Genomic DNA, 18,009 nt, shown 5'->3' on the forward strand with positions numbered 1-18,009 from the left:
AGAGCCCTGTGACACAACTCGATCTCGCCATTCGCGGCGGCACCATCGTGACGGCTAGCGACGAGTTTCGTGCCGATATCGGCATTCGCGGCGACCGCATCGTCAGCATCTCCGACCGTGTGGAGGGCGCCGCGCGCGAGATCGATGCGACGGGATTGCTCGCGCTGCCGGGCGGGATCGACAGCCACGTTCACATTTCGCAGCCCTCGGGCCCCGACGTGGTGATGGCCGACGACTTCGCCTCGGCGACACGCGCGGCGGCCGCCGGCGGCAACACCATGGTGCTGCCCTTCGCGCTGCAGGAGAAGGGCACCTCGCTGCGCACCTGCGTCGAGAACTACCGTAAGCTCGCCGAAGGCGAGTGCTACATCGACACCGCGTTCCATCTCATCATCTCGGACCCGACCGCGGTGGTGCTCGGCCAGGAGCTGCCGGCGCTGGTCAAGGACGGTTACACCTCCTTCAAGGTGTTCATGACCTATGACGACCTCGTGCTCAGCGACAAGCAACTGCTCGAGGTGTTCGAGGTCGCGCGCCGCGAGGAGGCGCTGGTCATGGTTCATTGCGAGGGCTACGACGCCATCCGCTTCCTCACCAGCAAGCTCGAGCGTGAAGGCCATATCGCGCCCTATTATCATGGCACCTCGCGGCCCCAGGCGGTCGAGCGCGAGGCGACGCATCGCGCCATCAGCCATGCCGAGGTGATCGGCGTTGCCATCATGATCGTGCACGTCTCCGGCCGCGAGGCGATGGAGCAGGTGCGCTGGGCGCAGCAGCGCGGGTTGCCGGTGCATGCGGAGACCTGTCCGCAATACATCACCCTCACGGCCGACGACATGAAGGGCCTGAACATGGACATTTCAGGCGCGAAGTATGTCTGTTCGCCGCCGCCGCGTGATGTCGAGAGCCAACAGGCGATCTGGGAAGGCATCACGACCGGCGTGTTCCAGACCTTCTCATCCGACCACTGCCCCTTTCGCTACGACGATCCCAAGGGCAAGCTGACGCCGAATTCCCGCACCTCGTTCCGTTGGGTGCCGAACGGCATTCCGGGTGTCGAGACACGACTGCCGATCCTGTTCTCCGAAGGCGTCTCGAAGGGACGCATCACCCTGCAAAAGTTCGTCGAGCTGACCGCGACCAACCATGCGCGGATCTACGGCCTCTATCCGCGCAAGGGCTCGATCGGAATCGGATTTGATGCCGATATCGTGCTGTGGGACCCCAGGTTGCAGAAGCCGATCCAGCAGGCCGATCTTCACCATGGCGCCGACTATACGCCCTGGGAAGGCTTTGACGTCACCGGCTGGCCAGTCACCACCATCGCGCGAGGCCGCGTGGTGTACGAGCAGGGCAAGATCGTCGGCGACAAGGGCGCGGGCGAGGTGCTGAGCCGCGGCAAGTCGAGCCTGGTGTGATGCCACATCGGCGCGACGTGACGGATCACGTCGGCTCGATGCCGACTTCTTGATGATTCCCGCCCATGCCGCTGCGGATTGGTCGACACTCGCAATCGGCGCGCCAGTGCTGGCCGATAGTGCCGGCGTTCGACTGCCGAATTACCGATGTCGTCACCCGATGGGGGTGACCGATCCCGCCGAGGCTGGACCCGAATCCGCTTCTGGCCCATCCTGAGGGGACGCTGGCGGCCATCGCCGGTCGTTCCAACAGCAGCCTCTACGCGATGGACAGAGATCATCACGCGAGCAAGCGCGTATCCCTTGCGGGAATGCATATCGACCGGACGTCGGCCGTGCCGCTGCATTTGCAGATTGCGGCCCACATCCGCGGCTGCATTCTGCGCGGTACCTTTCCGGCTGGAACGCAATTCCTGGGCTCGCGGGAGATCGCGCGGGAACTGGGCTGCTCGCGCACGGTGGTGCTGACCGTATGGGATCTGCTCTATGCCGAGGGTTATCTGGAATCGACGCCGCGCGGCAGCGTGATGGTGGCATCCGTCGCGACGATGCATGCGGAGCCGCCGCCGGCTGCGCCGCCCGGGGCTGCGCCCGACCATATGTCGAAGCGCTGGCGATCGCTGCTTGGTCTGGAGTACGAGACCAATTGGCCGTCCATGTTCGCACCCGGCGCGCCCGACATCTCGACGTTTCCCTTCAAGGAATGGTCCCGCCTGCTGCGCCAGACCTGGCAAAATCCGAGGGAGCAGGAGTGCCTCGACCTTCCCGCCGAAGGCCACCCGCGGCTGCGCAGCGAGATCGCGAACTTTCTCGGTTCGGTGCGCGGGCTGGTCTGCTCGCCGGAAGAGGTCGTCGTCACGCCCGGTACATCGGGTGCGCTGGATTTCTGCAGCCGGATGATCCTCGATCCCGGAGACGAGGTCTGGGTCGAGGAGCCCGGCTTCGTCGAGGCCCGATGGGCGCTGACGGCGGCCGGCGCGAAGCTCGTTCCAATTCCCGTCGATGACAAGGGCCTCGTCGTTTCGGAAGGCATCAGGCGTGCGCCCCGCGCGAAGCTGATCGTGGTTACGCCGTCGCATCAATATCCGCTCGGCGTCAGCATGGGCCTGGAGCGGCGTCTCGAGCTGCTCGACTGGGCCAACAGGAACGACGTCTGGGTGATCGAGGACGATTACAATTCGGAGTTTGGGCATCGGGACAGCATGATCGCCTCCTTGCGTTCGCTCGATCGGGAGGGACGGGTGATCTATTTCGGCACCTTCTCCAAGATCATGATGCCGAATTTGCGACTCGGCTACATGGTCGCCAACAGGCATTTCATCGCAGGATTTTCCAAGGGCCGCGCGCGGATCGACGTGCACACCTCCGGCATCGGACAGCTCGCTTTGGCCGAGTTCATGCGGGAAGGGCACCTGCTGCGACATCTCCGCGCGATGCGCCGGGTCTATACGAGCAGGCGAAAGGCGCTGATCGAGGCGATCGCAGCGCAGACGCCGGACGATCTGACCGTGTCCTCGGCCGTCACCGGGTTGCATCTCGTCGCGCTGTTCACCGAGGCGATGCAGGCGCGGATGAGTGATCGCGAAGCGGCTTCTACCCTGAAACAGGCCGGCATCCACGTCCAGCCGCTGTCGCAGAATTTTTTGGAGCAACCGACGCGACAGGGCCTGGTGTTCGGCTACGGACGTCTGCGGGTCGAGGATGCCTCGCCGCTGCTTGCGACAATTCTGTCCGCGTCACGCGGCATCGTTCGATTTGCGCGACGGGGCGATCAATCCGGGATGGCCGAGCCCACCGTTGCGGCTTTACCCGATACGGATCACGGGCGACCAAATCTGCGTGCAAGCGCGGGAGCAGCAAGCACGGCGATGATGGCATCCTGCCGCTGTTTTGCCCGACGAGTCAAAAGGATCGTCGGTGTCGACTTGCCTGCAAAATTCGTCTTTGAAAACAACGGCAACCCTACTGTGCATGGGGTTGTTTTCGCGGTTCTAGTCCAGCAACCGGCGGACGGCGTCGACGAGAACCCCGTCTGGCCGGCGCAGAGCCTCGAGAATGGTGAAATGGTCGGCGCCGTCGACCTGAATGAGCTTGCCGGGCGCCTTCGCCGCGGCGCGCTTGTCGTGGAGATTGATGGAATCGCACACCAGCGCCGGCAGCTCGTTGCTGCCATAGGCGATGTCGAGACGTTTCGGCGTGACCGGCAGGCGCAGCGGCGACAGCGCGGCGATTTCCACATCCGTCAGCTTCAGCGCGTTGTTGAGTCCGGTATCGCGGATGGGTGCGAGCTCGTACACGCCTGAGATCGCCAAGCCCGCATGGACATTCGGATGGTCCAGTGCCATCGCCGCGAGATGGGCGCCGGCCGACCAACCAGACAGGACGACCGGTCCGGCAATGCCATAGGACGCACCATTGGCGGCAAGCCAGTCGAGCGCGCGCGGGACTTCGGTGACGATGTCGGTGAGGGACACCCCCGGCGCCAGCGAATAGCCGGGAATGGCAACCGACCAGCCATGGGCGGCGATGCCTTCGACGAGCATGGCGAACAATTCGCGCGAATTGCGCTGCCAATAGCCGCCATGCAGGAACACCAGGCATGGTGCCTCGGGCCTGGGGGCCGGGTAGAGATCGATCTTGTTGTTCGCCCGCTGACCGTAAGGCAGATCGAGATGGGATTTCAGCGAGCCTCGCAGCCGGCCAGAGGCTTCGTTCCGTTCGGCGATCAGGGCCGCGCTGTTCTTGACGGCCGCGTTGTTGTCATAGGCAGCGTCGCGTTCTGCCTGGGACAGTCCGGACCATGCGGAACGGGGATCGAGCGGCCGACCTGTCGAATAAGCATTCTCAACCATAATCTCTCCGATGCGGCCCTGGATGGCACCCTTGTCCAATTTGGGCCGACTATTCACCGACAATTGAGGTATTGGGCCAGCCGTGTCCAGATTGGACAAGGCTGCCTCGAACCATGCGATGCGGGATCATTGTTGCTTTCTCTTGGCCGCACCACTTTATTGTTGCGGTTGCACCCGGCGCCCATTCAGGCGAAGGATACGCGGGAGTGCCACGCAAAATGCTGGTTCTGGTGCGAGGGCACCTGCGTGTTGTCGGTTCGATGAAAGAATAGCCATTTGAATTCGCAAGACTATCGCTTTTCCGTGGCGCCCATGATGGATTGGACCGACCGGCATTGCCGGGTGTTCCACCGTCACCTGACGCGGCGGGCGTTGCTCTACACCGAGATGCTGACCACGGGCGCCATCATTCATGGCGACCGGGAGCGGCTGCTTGGATTCGACGCATGCGAGCATCCGGTGGCGCTTCAGCTTGGCGGCTCGGATCCGCACGAACTCGCGCAGGCCGCGCGGATCGGCGAGGCGTTCGGCTATGACGAGATCAATCTCAATGTCGGCTGCCCGTCCGATCGCGTGAAGGATGGCCGCTTCGGCGCCTGCCTCATGGCCGAGCCGGAACTGGTGGCGCGATGCGTCGAGGTGATGAAGGCTGCGGTCGCCGTTCCCGTCACCGTGAAGTGCCGCATCGGGATCGACGACCAAGATCCCGAGGTCGCACTCGATACGCTGTCGCGCGCGGTGGTGGCGTCCGGCTGCGATGCACTGATCGTGCACGCGCGTAAGGCCTGGCTCAACGGCCTGTCGCCGAAGGAGAACCGCGACATCCCGCCGCTCGACTATGAACGCGTCTATCGTCTCAAGCACGCGATGCCTGATGTGCCCGTCATCATCAATGGCGGCATCCGAAGCATCGAAGAGGCGAAGGCGCATCGCGAACACGTCGACGGCGTCATGCTCGGCCGCGCCGCCTACCAGGAGCCGTGGCGACTGCTCGATGTCGATGCCGGCATCTTCGGCGAGGCTTCAGCGCACGCCTCCATGCAGGACGCCCTCGAGGCGATGATGCCCTACATCGAAGACCAACTGGCGCGTGGCACCCGACTGCACGCGATCACGCGGCATTTCGTCGGCGCATTCCACGCCGTGCCAGGGGCGCGCGCATTCCGGCGGCATCTCGCCGAGCAGGGGGTGAAGCCGGGCGCTGGTCTCGCCGTGCTGCGCGACGCGATCGCGCGTGTCGGTGCACGTGCGCCTGCGGAGGCGGCGGCCTAGGTGGTCTAGTTGACCGCCGCGCGTGGACGACGAGAACTGCTCGGGAGCTCCGGATAGCCGGTCAGCATCAGCGTGTCCGCGCGCACGCCCCAGCTTTCCAGGCGGTCGAGGAAGCTCATCCCGAGCAGATTGGTCTTCATCTGGCCGCGCTGCACGACGAGGGCCGGGACCGACTTCTCCACCAGCTTGCCGACGGCGAGACGGTCGAGCGTGAGCCGGGCTGCCTTGGTGTGGCCGCCCGCGGTCTCCAGGTCGACGTCGTATTCGAGCATCTCGAGCGGCAACCCGATCGCCTTTGCGGTCTCCCAGGTCAGCACCACCGAGGTCGCGCCGGTATCGATCACCATCGGTGCAGCCACGCCGTTGATCTTGGCGCGCAATGCAAACTCGCCGCCCTGGCCGCGCGGAATATGTACGGCGGGAGCCGGTGCAGCGGTCTGCGCCCGGAAGATGTGCGAGACCTTGTGGCTGGCACGCGCGATCTGGTCGGGATCTCCATAGGCGACGACGGCGCCCGCGGTGCCGGCGAGCATGACGAGAACGAGCAGGAAGCGGATCATTGCGCGCCTCCGCGCGTGCGCGTGCCCGTCAGGTGCGCCTTGGCGATGCCGCGATCGGCGTGAGCCCTGCCTGATTCATCCGAGCTGGCAACAGCGCCATGACCGCCAGCCGTTCCGCGCTGTCCATGGCGTGCCAGCGCGCGATCTCCGGCAAGGTCCGGCCGCAGCCGAAGCACAGCTTGGTCTTGGGATCGATCATGCAGACGGCGATGCACGGCGTGTCTTTGGTCATATGGACATATTGAGGGATCGTCGGGCATCTCGGCAAGCATCTCGTTAAGAACCCGTGCCTGCGCTCATGATCGGCTTGTGGCGCGGCCGGCGCTTCTCGTCGGGAACGAGCGAACCCTCCGGCTGGAGCGGCGGGGAATCGTCCGACAGCGGCGCCAGCGCGCTCATCACGCGCTCCGGCGGGAAGGTGACGATCACCTCGGTGCCGATGCGCAGCTTCGATTTCAGCGTGAACGTGCCGCCATGCAGGTCGATCAGATTCTTGGCGATGGGCAGGCCGAGGCCTGCGCCCTGTTCGGCCGACTTGATCGAGTTCGAGCCCTGGCCGAACGAGGCCAGCACGACCGGGATCTCGTCCTCGGGGATGCCGGAGCCGGAATCCCTCACCGAGAGATATTGTCCGCCCGAAGCGGTCCATCCCGCCTTGAGCCAGATCTCGCCGCCTTGCGGGGTGAACTTGATCGAATTGGAGAGCAGGTTGAGCACGACCTGGCGGATCGCGCGCTCATCGGCCCAAAGCCGCGGCATCGCCTGCTCGAACACTTCGTGGATGGTGATGCCGCGGCTGGACGCGCGCAGCTTCATTAAATGGTGGCAGTCGGCGACGATGCCGACCAGGGACACCGCTTCCTCGTTGAGTTCGTAGCGGCCGGCTTCGATCCGGGATAGATCGAGGATCTCGTTGATGAGATTGAGCAGGTGTACGCCGGAATTGTGAATGTCGGCCGAATATTCCTTGTACACCGGAACCGCGTGCGCGCCGAAAATCTCGCTCTTCATCACCTCGGAAAAACCGAGGATGGCGTTCAGCGGCGTGCGCAGCTCGTGGCTCATCTGCGCGAGGAAACGCGACTTGGCGACGTTGGCGGATTCGGCGCGGTGGCGTGCTTCGTCCGAGATTGCCTTGGCTTGTTCGAGCTCGCCGATCAGCGCGTCCTTCTCGGCGCGCGCCTCGAGCGTGGCGAAGGTCGAGGAGTGCAGGCGGTGGGCCAGCAGCACGAAATAGCCCTCGGCCGCGACCGCGAGCGCCGCCAGGATGTAATTGTCCAGCGAGCCCGTCATCACGAAGCTCAGTGCCATCGCGACCGCGACCGGCATGGTGGCGGCAACGGCGGCGATCGGCAGATTGGCGGCCAGCATGCTCGATACTGCGATCACCAGCAGCATCAGGAACATCATCAGCGTTTCCGTGACCATGTCGAGTACGGGATGGATCAGGATTGCCATCCAGCACAGGCCATAGAGCAGGTCGAGCACGACGAAACGTGTCCGCCACGCGCGCGTCGCGGCAGGAGAGGCGGGTTCGGTCAGGAACCGCCGGCAGCTGCGGATCATGGCGGCATGGAAGCAGAGCATGCCTGCTGTCCAGGCCGCGGCCGGGATCGGCTGCATCCAGAGCCCGAACAGCACGCCGGTCGCGACCACCAGCAGCATCACGACATAGGACGCCGACAGCCGCGTCTGGGCATATTGGCGCAGCATCTCGGCGTCGAAGGCCGGCCGGGTTCCGCTGGTCGACGTTAACCTGTCGCGCGCCTCGCGCACCCGCTGCGCCGCAGCCCTTCGGCTGCTCGCCGACGGAGCGCTCACCGGCTCCGCCGGAAGCTGCACGACCTCGGGCTTTTCAGCGGGGTTACTCATCAAGCAACACGATTCCTGCCCACGCCGGACGCGGGCCTTCTGCATTGTCTATCTCTGGCAAGAAATCCTTAAGAGGTGACTTAAGGAGCTAAAGAATTACGTTAACCCGGCGTTAATTTGGATCGGCCTGCGGCGCTCAATGCAGCGCGGCGTACTGCGCAATGTATACCAGTGCTCCCGCCAGATAGCCCAGGAGTGCGGCCGGCGCGATGCGGCGGGCGTACCAGAGGAACTCGATCCGCTCGAGGCCCATTGCGGCGACGCCGGCGGCCGAGCCGATGATCAGGATCGAGCCTCCTGTGCCGGCGCAATAGGCGATGAACTCCCACAGGAAGCTGTCCGGCGGATAATGAGCAATGTCGTACATGCCCATGGTCGCGGCGACGAGTGGCACGTTGTCGATGACGGCGCTGAGCAGGCCAAGCGCGATCACGATGATATCCTGGCGGCCGATCACCGCATCGAGCCATTTGGCCAGCATCGAGAGCAGGCCGGCGTTTTCGAGGCAGGCGACCGCGAGCAGGATTCCGACGAAGAACACGATCGAACCCATGTCGATCCGGGTTAGCGCCTGCGCAAGCGTGAGCGGTTGGCGGACATGCTCGTCCTTGCCGCGATGAACGATCTCGCCGACCAGCCAGACGACACCGAGTCCGAGCAGCACGCCCATGAAGGGCGGCAGATGGGTGATCGTCTTGAACGCGGGCACTGCGATCAGTACGCCGAGGCCGAGATAGAACATCACGTTTCGCTCGAACGGATCGACGCCCTGCAATCCCCCGTCCTTCGGCGGCGCCGCGATGGTCTTGCCTCTCAACGCGAAAGTAATGAGGACCAATGGCACCAGCAAATTGACGAGCGAGGGTAGAAACACGGCGCCCATGATTTTCAAGGGCGAGATCTGGCCGCCGATCCACAGCATGGTCGTGGTGACGTCGCCGATCACGGTCCATGCGCCGCCGGCATTCGCAGCGATGACGATCAGAGAGGCGAACAGCAGGCGATCGTCGCGCTTGGCGATCAGCCGCTGGATCAGCGACACCATGACGATGGTGGTGGTCAGATTGTCGAGGATCGCGCTGAGGAAGAAGGTCACTAAGCCGATCAGCCATATCAGGCGGACCTGGCTGGTCGTGTTGATGCGTGAGGTGATGACCTCGAAGCCATCATGGGCGTCGATCACCTCGACGATGGTCATGGCGCCAATCAGGAAGAACACGATCTGCGCGGTGGAGGCGACGGACTCATCGAGCTCGCGCCCGACCAAGGCGTGGTCGCCCGTCGCGACTGCATAGATGGTCCACAGTACCCCTGCGCCGAGTAGCGCGGAGGCGCTCTTGTTGACGCCGAGCGGATGCTCGAGCGCGATCGCCGCATAGGCCAGGACGAAAATGGCGGCGATCGCGATCAGCACAGTCGTTTTAGGTCTTCAATCAGCGCTGCAGGCGCGCAAGCAGGCTCGACGTATCCCAGCGCTTGCCGCCCATCTTCTCCACTTCGGAGTAGAACTGGTCGACCAGCGCAGTCACCGGCAGGTTCGCGCCGTTGCGGCGGGCTTCGGCCAGCGAGATCGAGAGGTCCTTCCGCATCCATTCGACCGCGAAGCCGAAATCATATTTGTCGTCGTTCATGGTCTTGTAGCGGTTCTCCATCTGCCAGGACTGCGCCGCGCCCTTGGAGATGGTCTCGATCACTGCTGCAACGTCGAGGCCGCTCTTCTTGGCGAAGTGGATACCCTCGGAGAGACCCTGCACCAGACCGGCGATGCAGATCTGATTGACCATCTTGGTCAGCTGGCCGCTTCCGGCAGGACCGAGCAGCTTGCACATCCGTGCATAGGCGCCGTTGATGATCGGCTCGGCGCCGGCATAGGCATCCTGCGCACCGCCGCACATCACGGTCAGCACCCCGTTCTCGGCACCTGCCTGGCCGCCGGAGACCGGCGCGTCGACGAACTTGAAGCCGGCCTTGGTCGCGGCCGCATCGAGCTCGCGGGCGACTTCGGCCGAGGCGGTGGTGTGGTCGACGAAGGTCGCGCCCTTCTTCATGCCGGCAAACGCACCGTCGGGGCCGATCGTGACCGCGCGCAGATCGTTGTCGTTGCCGACGCAGCACATCACGAAATCCTGGCCTTCCGCGGCGGCCTTCGGGGTCGGTGCGGTCTTGCCGCCGAACTTGTCCGCCCATTCCTTCGCCTTGGCCGCGGTGCGGTTGTAGACGGTGACCTCATGGCCCCCTTTTTTCGCGAGGTGTCCGGCCATCGGGAAGCCCATGACGCCGAGACCGAGGAAAGCGACTTTAGCCATGTATGGTACCTTGTCCGTAGTTTGGGTTTACGGTTCTTGCCGGGCGAGCAGGGCGCCTGGGTTCCGTCTTGGGGACGGATTGGGCCGCACCATAAACCCTTGAGGCCGGAGGGCAACGGCTTCGTTTGGCGGCCCCCTGTGCTAGGATGGCGGACCTCAAAAACTTCAAAAAAGGGAGCGAAGGCATGGGTGTGGATTTGGGCGGCGTGAGCGTTGGGGTGCTCGATCATTTCAACATCCGGACCCGGAAGCTGACTGAGACGGTCCGCTTCTACGAAGACGTTCTGGGCCTGGAAAATGGCGCGCGGCCGAATTTCGCTTTCCCGGGCGCCTGGATGTACAGCGAGGGCAGGCCGGTGGTGCATCTGGTCGATATTTCGCCGACCGCCGAGCCACAAAAGCCGGATTCCGGCGTTGTCCACCATGTCGCCTTCGTCAGCCGGGGCTTCGAGGCCATGAAGCAGCGGCTGACGTCGAAGGGGATGAAGTTCGACTCCCGCCAGGTGCCCGGCGGCGACCTCTGGCAGATCTTCGTCCACGATCCCAACGGGGTCATGATCGAGCTGAATTACGAGGCGGCCCGGGAGCAGGGGACGGCGCCTGCGGAGATGGCCGACGATATCGGCAGGCAGTAGCCTTTTGGGCGTTTCCGCTCTAATGGGGCATCCTCAACTCTAGGAGATGCGCTTTGAGCGTGACGCAGCAACAGGTTCTCGACAGCCTCGCCAGGATCAAGTCGCCCCGCGGGGTCGCGCTCACCAACGCCAATGTCCTGAGCGCAGTCAGCGCCTCCGACGGCAAGGTGTTCTTCTCGATCAACGTCGATGCCACCGAGGCGCGCGCCTGGGAGTCCATCCGGGCCGAAGCTGAAGCCGCCGTCCGCGCCATTCCCGGGGTCACCACCGTGATGGTGGCGCTCACCGCCGAGCGCAAGCCGGGCTCTACGCCGCCGCCACCCCCGCAGCCGAGCCGTGGCACGCCCGGCGTGCAGCCGGCCCACGCGCACAAGCCGCCGCAGGGCGGCGGGTCGCCGATGGCGCGGCAGGCGGAAATCCCAGGCGTTGCCGCGGTGATCGCGGTCGCCTCTGGCAAGGGCGGGGTGGGCAAATCGACTACCGCGCTCAATCTGGCGCTCGGCCTGCGCGACCTCGGCCTCAAGGTCGGGCTGCTCGATGCCGACATCTACGGCCCCTCGGTGCCGCGGTTGACCGGCCTGCACGACAAGCCGGAGCTGAACGACGAGCGCAAGATGATTCCGCTCCGGCGCTTCGGCCTCGCCATCATGTCGATCGGTTTCTTGGTCGAGGAGGAGACCGCGATGATCTGGCGCGGTCCCATGGTGATGTCGGCGGTGACGCAGATGCTGCGCGACGTCGAATGGGGCAAGCTCGACGTGCTGGTGGTCGACATGCCGCCGGGCACCGGCGATGCCCAGCTCACGCTGGCGCAGAACGTGCCGCTGAAGGGCGCGGTGATCGTCTCGACGCCGCAGGACCTGTCCCTGATCGACGCCAGGCGCGGGCTTGCCATGTTCAAGAAGGTCAACGTGCCCGTGCTCGGCATCGTCGAGAACATGAGCTACTTCCAGTGCCCGCATTGCGGCACCAAGTCGGATATTTTCGGCCATGGCGGGGCGCGGCACGAGGCCGAGAAGCTCGGGGTACCGTTCCTGGGCGAGATCCCCCTGCACATGGCGATTCGCGCCACCTCGGACGCCGGCAACCCCGTCGTCGACAGCGAGCCGGACGGGCCTCATGCGGCGATCTACCGCGCCATTGCAGGGCAGGTCCGGGACCAGCTGAGGGGTGCCCTCGCCACGGCTTGAAGCGGTCGCCGCGGCAAGCGCTCGGGACATGCGACTTTCGTAGAGCCCCGTCATGCCATTGTCGCGTTCCGCAAGCGGGGCTTCCGTGTTAAACGCCCACGGCAGTCAAGCCCCTTCGGTTCGGCGCGCCTAACGCGTCGCCAGAATGTGCGGCGGCAAGAAGAGAAGTTAAGGGGAAAACGCCCCAGCAAGGAGAGACCTGAAGATGAAGCGTCGTGACTTTCTTAAAGTGTCGGCAGCAGGCGCGGCCGCAACCGCGGTGGCCTCGCCGGCGATCGCGCAGTCCTCGCCCGAGATCAAGTGGCGCCTGACTTCGAGCTTCCCGAAGTCGCTCGACACCATCTATGGCGGCGCCGAGCAGGTGGCGAAGTACGTCGCCGAGATGACCGACAACAAGTTCCAGATCCAGGTGTTCGCCGCCGGTGAAATCGTCCCCGGCCTGCAGGCACTCGACGCGACCTCGAACGGCACGGTCGAGATGTGCCACACCGTCTCGTACTACTATGTCGGCAAGGACCCGACCTTCGCGATCTTCGCCTCGGTGCCGTTCGGCCTCAACGCGCGCCAGCAGAATTCGTGGCTCTATCAGGGCGGCGGCAACGAGCTCGCCAACGAGTTCTTCAAGAAGTCGAACGTGGTCGGCTTCCCCTGCGGCAACACCGGCACCCAGATGGGCGGCTGGTTCCGCAAGGAGATCAAGACTGTTGCCGACCTGTCCGGCCTGAAGATGCGCATCGGCGGCATCGCCGGCCAGGTGCTCCAGAAGGTCGGCGTGGTGCCGCAGCAGCTTGCCGGCGGCGACATCTATCCGGCGCTGGAGAAGGGCACCATCGACGCGGCCGAGTGGGTCGGCCCCTACGATGACGAGAAGCTCGGCTTCGCCAAGGTCGCCAAGTACTACTATTATCCGGGCTTCTGGGAGGGGGGGCCGACCGTGCACGCCTTCACCAATCTGGACAAGTGGAATGCGCTGCCGAAGAACTACCAGGCGATCCTCACCAACGCGACGGCCAATGCCAACAGCTGGATGGCGGCGCGCTACGACATGCAGAACCCGGCGGCGCTGAAGCGTCTGGTCGCCGGCGGCACCCAGCTTCGTCCCTTCACCAACGAGGTGCTGGAAGCCTGCCTCAAGTCGACCAACGAGCTCTGGGCCGAAATCTCCGGCAAGAACGCCGACTTCAAGAAGTCGATCGACGCCATGCAGGCCTACCGCTCGGATGAGTATCTGTGGTGGCAGGTCGCCGAGTATACCTACGACAGCTTCATGATCCGCTCGCGCACCCGCGGCTGATTGACGGCTCAGGTCGTAAGACCATCAGCCCGGCCTCCCCCAGGGAGGCCGGGCTTTTTCTTTGGCTGCCGTGCGATCGGGATGGCGTTCGGTCCCGCGATGTTCCATGCTGCCCTCAAGCCTCGGCAAGAAGGCTCCACGATCAGATCCATCAGGGCAGGAAATCATGAAGAGAAGAGACTTCATCAAGGTCACAGGACTTGGTGCGGCCGGTGTCGCCACGCTCGCGGCGCCCGCGATCGCGCAGTCGATGCCGGAAATCAAATGGCGCATGCCGACGAGCTGGCCGAAATCGCTCGACACGCTGTTTGGCGGCGCCGACACGATGTGCAAGATGGTCGCGGAGGCGACCGACAACAAATTCCAGATCCAGATCTTCGCCGCCGGCGAGATCGTGCCGGGTCTCCAGGTGCTCGACGCCGTGCAGAACGGCACCTGCGAGATCGGCCACACCGCGTCCTATTATTATTTCGGCAAGGACCCGACCTTCACCTTCGGCTCGGCGGTGCCGTTCGGTCCCAACATGCGCATCAACCAGGCCTGGTACATGCAGGGCGGCGGGCGCGAGGTGCTCAACGAGTTCTACAAGAGCTACAACGTCATCTCGCTGCTCGCCGGCAACACCGGCTGCCAGATGGGCGGCTGGTTCAGAAAAGAGGTCAACACGCCCGACGATCTCAAGGGCATGAAGATCCGCATCGGCGGCTTCGCCGGCCGCGTGCTCCAGAGGCTCGGTGTGGTGCCGCAGCAGCTCGCCGGCGGCGACATCTATCCCGCGCTGGAGAAGGGCACCATCGACGCCGCCGAATGGGTCGGCCCCTATGACGACGAGAAGCTCGGCTTCTACAAGATCGCGCCGCACTACTACTATCCCGGCTGGTGGGAAGGCGGGCCGATGCTGATGGCCTTCGTCAACCTCGACAAGTGGAACGCGCTGCCGAAATATTACCAGAGCGTGCTCGAGCAGGCCGGCCATTACGCCAACAACTACATGATGGCGCGCTACGACTCCGCCAATCCGCTGGCCCTGAAGAAGTTGCTCGCGGGCGGCGCCAAGCTGCACGCGTTCTCGCCGGCGATCATGGACGCCTGCTACAAGGCCGCCAAGGAGCTGCATGCCGAAGTCGGCGCGACCAATGCCAATTTCAAGAAGGTCCACGACTCCCTCGCCAAGTTCTCGAGCGACGGCTACTCCTGGTTCCAGGTTGCCGAGGTCGGCTACGACATCTTCATGGCGCGGCGCTCGCAAAGCTGATCACGCTACCTCTCGCATGCTGCGCCCCGGAGCGAAGGCTCCGGGGCGTTGTCGTTGCGAATTCGGGGAGGCGTCGAACAAAGACATCGAAAACAACCCCATGCACAGTAGACGGGCGCAGCGTTATCAATGACTTGGCACTGTCACTATGAGTGCCCGCTGAAATCCCGAATTTATTGAACCGTCGGGCAAAACAGGGGTAGACATGGATCATCGCCTAATCCGAAATAGTGCCACAAGTCGCAAGGGGCCCCGATGCACTTCGATCCCGATGAAGTTCAAACGGCACTTCGCAAGGCATGGTCGGCGTCGACGGCCAGCCAATGGACGGCGAGCAACCCGGCGGCAGGGCAATGCAACGTCACTGCGCTGCTCGTTCAAGAGCTCTTCGGTGGCGATCTGCTGAAGACGCCGCTGCCGGCCGGAGACCATTTCTACAATTGGATCGGAGGCGTAAGGTACGACTTCACGGCAAGCCAGTTCGACCAGCCGATAGCCTATATGGATTTGCCCGCCAACCAGGCCGACGCAGAGCGGGGCGCAACAAGCGAACAATCGGCTCAGCTCAGAGCCGCGTTCGAGCGGCAGTCTGCAGGGCCTGATCGACCATGCGGTTGACTCCGCCGACGATCAAAGCTGCGGCCGGAGGACTATGCCGATGTCTTCGGCGTCGAGTTCAGTCCAGGCGCTTGTGGCACCCTTACCTGATTGGTCGAGGAAGGAGCGTGTTCGGGAGATGAGTTTATCGAGGTCTCCATTGCTCACGAAATTGACCTGGCGTTACCCCAGCAATCCTGCGGAAGGCGCGGGTAAAGTGTGCAGGATCCGAGTAGCCGGAAGCGAACGCAACCTCGATGATCTTGGAATCCGTGTCACGCAACAGTCTTCTCGCGTTCTCAAATCGGACGGTATCCACCAGGCTTGAATATGTAATGCCAGCGCGAGATAGTTTGCGTTGGAAGCTTCGCGTACTGACGCCGGCCATTTCCGCGACTTCAGCCAGAGCTGGAGGTCCTTGGTCCAGGTAAGATGGCAGCATCAACTTCAGTGCTCCGATGATCTCATCGCTGGAATGCTCGACCTCGTCGTTCTTCAAACGAGAGCGATTTCCGTTCGCGCTTGCGCTGTTGGGGAGAGCCAGCATTGAAACAGGGACGTCGATCCATGATGCTTCCTGACCCGACAAGAATCGCGTGCTTGGCCAGAGTGACTGACAGGCAGGAGTCGGCGTGTAACGAGCTTCAAAGGCGATAGTTGCCGGAGTCCAGTCGGGTCCGGCGAATTGTCGGACGATGTAGATCGGAAAAATGTTTTGAAGCCATTGTGAATGCTCTAGATGCTGAAGTCCTTTGGTCCCCGCTAACCTGCTGCAAATTCTGACGTGATTGTCGTGGCGTTCAAGCCAGTTGCTCAAGTTTGAGTCTTCGAGTGATGCCCATTTGCAGGTCTGCTGCAGTCCTACGAGCAGTGTAGGGGAATGACAAATTAGATTCCGCGTTTTCTCGCTCAGGTGTTCAAAATGCAGCTGCTGAGAAGCGTGGAAACCGAAATCCTCAATGCCTTGCGATCTTCGGGCGAGCTCTGCAAACTCGATTGCAGGCAAGATCGGGATGTAATGATCTGCCTTTTCTTCCAACGACGTGGGTAGGCGAAACTTTCCGAGGAGCGAGGCCGTTGGCGCTCCAAGATGGTTCAGGATGTCCACGAAGGGGCTGAGATGTTGGCAACGCGTCAAATGAATCTTCGACATGGCCGCACCCGAAAACAAACTTGAGAAGCTAAAAACTCTCGAATGTCAGTTCAACTGCGAGCTGTCCAACGACCGCAATGCGAAAGTCAGAGGAAGGCCGCAGCTTCCTTTTACCTCATTTGCCTTGGCTACCTTGCAAACAATAGGCAGCAGCGTCGGAGCCAATTCCACTTGACGAACATTTTGGCGGATGATGGCCAGATGGATGTTCGAAACAGGCGTACTCCCGAGGATCGATATTCTATTGAGGGAGCATGGGCTTCGCGCCTTATACCAGCCGATGAGAGCTGTCCGCTTGCCATCAGCCCAGGCGGTCCGTGCGGCCATTGCCGAATCGCTGCGTCACGGTGACGCAACCCTCGATAGCACGGCCCGTGCGCTCAAAATCAGCGTGCGTACGTTGCAGCGTCACCTCGGGCGCATCGGCACAAGTCATAGCGAAATGCTCGCCGAGGTTCGCTTGAAGATTGCTTGCCGCCTGCTCGCCCATTCGACCAACCGCTTGTCCGATATCGCTAAATTCCTCGGTTATGCCAACGCAAGTAGCTTCACCCGTTCTTTCGTGCGTTTGACGAAAATTCAACCGGTTGTTTACAGACGGCAACAATTTGCCCGTAAGCAAAAGCCTGAGCGCACCCTTACCAAACCACCTTCCGAGACGGACGGCTAAAACTGTTCGCGACGATTGGCGCGAAATGGCAAGACGCGCGATCTGAATTGGCGCGAAATGCTCAGCGAAGGTGCTTGGCCTGTCGTGCGACTGCCGGGCTCCTGACGAGCCACCGATTTAATTGATGAGTCGATTGCGATGCGCGGGGCGTTTTCTGAAAAGCCAGGAGATCCGGCCGAAATGAACAACAACCCGCTTTTAAGGGAGATAACAACAATGACACTTCGCGCTGCTCTGATCGCATTCTGCGCCGGCGGATTGCTAATCTGCCCGCAAAATCTTTCTGCTCAATCGGCATCCGAACACAAGCCGCACACGCCGCTCGAGAAATCGATCGGCCAGGCAAAGCCGGAAGTCGTGCCGTCCCTCTTCGTCCTCAATTCGCGCGGCGCGAGCCTCAGGGACGGCAAGCTCGTGCTGACGGGGATTTCGCCGAATGCGATCGTGTTTGCCGATCGGCCGGTCCGGGCGGCCGGTCACGATCTCACGACGCGAATCGTCGAGGATTGGGGCAACGGCAGCGACAATTTTGCCAAAGATCCCCCAAACGCGACGGTATCCGGATTCAAGAAGGACGGATCATCGGTGGTCGACGCCGTCGTCGTGCTGAAATCGCCCCGGCTTGAAGGCGACAAACTTACGTTCGATGTCGATATACTCGAAGGCGATCTTGCGGGCGCTGATGGGCCGGCATCGCTCTTCATCGACATCATCGGCCGGCCGTTCACGCCGCTGTCCTTTGCCGGCGTCGCCCGCCGGACCGCCTGGCGCGGAGCGTTCTACCGCGGCGCTGCCGTTGCGGGCGCGGCCGCGGTGGCCGGAGCAGCGGCCTATCCGTACTACGCACCCCGGTGCGGATATTACCCCTATCCGCCCTGCTATTGAGGACGCGCAGCCAGCGGCTCATCACCCTGACATCAGGCGATCAGTGTCGT

17 protein-coding genes and 1 pseudogene are annotated in these 18,009 nt (G+C 63.0%); 11 read left to right on the forward strand and 7 right to left on the reverse strand.

All coding sequences use genetic code 11. The features are described from left to right. Positions 1 to 8 precede the first annotated feature (8 nt). Both hydA and pdxR read left to right on the forward strand, forming a co-directional pair. The gene (gene hydA / locus LPJ38_RS20840) at positions 9 to 1,418 is read left to right on the forward strand and encodes a dihydropyrimidinase (RefSeq protein ID WP_167520713.1); all 1,410 of its coding nucleotides are present in this window, start codon (positions 9 to 11) and stop codon (positions 1,416 to 1,418) included. 311 nt (positions 1,419 to 1,729) lie between these two features. Further along, positions 1,730 to 3,076, forward strand: a pseudogene (gene pdxR / locus LPJ38_RS20845) (MocR-like pyridoxine biosynthesis transcription factor PdxR); the annotation flags it as partial. A 333-nt stretch (positions 3,077 to 3,409) separates the two neighbouring features. On the opposite strand, the gene LPJ38_RS20850 reads toward pdxR, so the two are convergent. Then, positions 3,410 to 4,270: an alpha/beta hydrolase gene (locus tag LPJ38_RS20850; protein ID WP_145640785.1), complete on the reverse strand. Its 861-nt coding sequence runs from the start codon at positions 4,268 to 4,270 to the stop codon at positions 3,410 to 3,412. 312 nt (positions 4,271 to 4,582) lie between these two features. Between LPJ38_RS20850 and dusA the strand changes: the two genes are divergently transcribed. Next, on the forward strand, positions 4,583 to 5,542 hold the full coding sequence (gene dusA / locus LPJ38_RS20855; RefSeq protein ID WP_231088367.1) for a tRNA dihydrouridine(20/20a) synthase DusA: 960 nt from the start codon (positions 4,583 to 4,585) through the stop codon (positions 5,540 to 5,542). A 5-nt stretch (positions 5,543 to 5,547) separates the two neighbouring features. Here the strand turns inward: dusA and LPJ38_RS20860 are convergent, their stop codons facing one another. From LPJ38_RS20860 to LPJ38_RS20880, 5 genes are all read right to left on the reverse strand, one after another. Further along, complete coding sequence (locus tag LPJ38_RS20860; protein WP_145640779.1) at positions 5,548 to 6,102, reverse strand: TIGR02281 family clan AA aspartic protease; 555 nt, start codon at positions 6,100 to 6,102, stop codon at positions 5,548 to 5,550. A 28-nt stretch (positions 6,103 to 6,130) separates the two neighbouring features. Then, positions 6,131 to 6,334 carry a DUF1289 domain-containing protein gene (locus tag LPJ38_RS20865; protein ID WP_145640777.1) on the reverse strand — a complete coding sequence of 68 codons (204 nt, stop codon included), beginning with the start codon at positions 6,332 to 6,334 and terminating at the stop codon, positions 6,131 to 6,133. A gap of 44 nt (positions 6,335 to 6,378) precedes the next feature. Then, the gene (locus LPJ38_RS20870; RefSeq protein ID WP_167520712.1) at positions 6,379 to 7,974 is read right to left on the reverse strand and encodes a sensor histidine kinase; all 1,596 of its coding nucleotides are present in this window, start codon (positions 7,972 to 7,974) and stop codon (positions 6,379 to 6,381) included. Between the two features lie 136 nt (positions 7,975 to 8,110). Next, positions 8,111 to 9,388 (reverse strand): sodium:proton antiporter NhaD, encoded by a 1,278-nt coding sequence (gene nhaD / locus LPJ38_RS20875; protein ID WP_145640772.1) that lies wholly within the window; start codon positions 9,386 to 9,388, stop codon positions 8,111 to 8,113. A 19-nt stretch (positions 9,389 to 9,407) separates the two neighbouring features. After that, positions 9,408 to 10,280, reverse strand: coding sequence for an NAD(P)-dependent oxidoreductase (locus LPJ38_RS20880; RefSeq protein WP_145640770.1), 873 nt, complete (start codon positions 10,278 to 10,280; stop codon positions 9,408 to 9,410). A gap of 185 nt (positions 10,281 to 10,465) precedes the next feature. Between LPJ38_RS20880 and LPJ38_RS20885 the strand changes: the two genes are divergently transcribed. From LPJ38_RS20885 to LPJ38_RS20905, 5 genes are all read left to right on the forward strand, one after another. Further along, positions 10,466 to 10,915: a VOC family protein gene (locus tag LPJ38_RS20885; protein WP_231088368.1), complete on the forward strand. Its 450-nt coding sequence runs from the start codon at positions 10,466 to 10,468 to the stop codon at positions 10,913 to 10,915. Positions 10,916 to 10,968: 53 nt separating this feature from the next. Beyond that, positions 10,969 to 12,105: an Mrp/NBP35 family ATP-binding protein gene (locus tag LPJ38_RS20890; protein WP_145640767.1), complete on the forward strand. Its 1,137-nt coding sequence runs from the start codon at positions 10,969 to 10,971 to the stop codon at positions 12,103 to 12,105. Between the two features lie 205 nt (positions 12,106 to 12,310). After that, a complete protein-coding gene (locus LPJ38_RS20895) occupies positions 12,311 to 13,399 on the forward strand; it encodes a TRAP transporter substrate-binding protein (protein WP_145640764.1) in 1,089 nt (362 codons plus the stop codon). Positions 13,400 to 13,565: 166 nt separating this feature from the next. Continuing rightward, positions 13,566 to 14,654, forward strand: coding sequence for a TRAP transporter substrate-binding protein (locus LPJ38_RS20900; protein ID WP_167520711.1), 1,089 nt, complete (start codon positions 13,566 to 13,568; stop codon positions 14,652 to 14,654). A 255-nt stretch (positions 14,655 to 14,909) separates the two neighbouring features. Further along, the gene (locus LPJ38_RS20905) at positions 14,910 to 15,272 is read left to right on the forward strand and encodes a YunG family protein (protein WP_145640759.1); all 363 of its coding nucleotides are present in this window, start codon (positions 14,910 to 14,912) and stop codon (positions 15,270 to 15,272) included. Between the two features lie 124 nt (positions 15,273 to 15,396). On the opposite strand, the gene LPJ38_RS20910 is transcribed toward LPJ38_RS20905, so the two are convergent. After that, complete coding sequence (locus LPJ38_RS20910) at positions 15,397 to 16,404, reverse strand: helix-turn-helix transcriptional regulator (protein ID WP_145640756.1); 1,008 nt, start codon at positions 16,402 to 16,404, stop codon at positions 15,397 to 15,399. Here LPJ38_RS20910 and LPJ38_RS20915 point away from each other — a divergent pair. From LPJ38_RS20915 to LPJ38_RS20925, 3 genes are all read left to right on the forward strand, one after another. After that, positions 16,403 to 16,579, forward strand: coding sequence for a hypothetical protein (locus LPJ38_RS20915; RefSeq protein WP_158644796.1), 177 nt, complete (start codon positions 16,403 to 16,405; stop codon positions 16,577 to 16,579). The two genes, LPJ38_RS20910 and LPJ38_RS20915, sit on opposite strands and share 2 nt — an antisense overlap. Before the next feature lie 120 nt (positions 16,580 to 16,699). Further along, positions 16,700 to 17,074: a helix-turn-helix domain-containing protein gene (locus tag LPJ38_RS20920; protein WP_231088369.1), complete on the forward strand. Its 375-nt coding sequence runs from the start codon at positions 16,700 to 16,702 to the stop codon at positions 17,072 to 17,074. Positions 17,075 to 17,290: 216 nt separating this feature from the next. Next, on the forward strand, positions 17,291 to 17,959 hold the full coding sequence (locus LPJ38_RS20925; protein WP_404437743.1) for a hypothetical protein: 669 nt from the start codon (positions 17,291 to 17,293) through the stop codon (positions 17,957 to 17,959). The last annotated feature ends 50 nt before the right edge of the window (positions 17,960 to 18,009 follow it).

Source organism: Bradyrhizobium daqingense (assembly GCF_021044685.1).
Taxonomy (GTDB): Bacteria; Pseudomonadota; Alphaproteobacteria; order Rhizobiales; family Xanthobacteraceae; genus Bradyrhizobium; species Bradyrhizobium daqingense.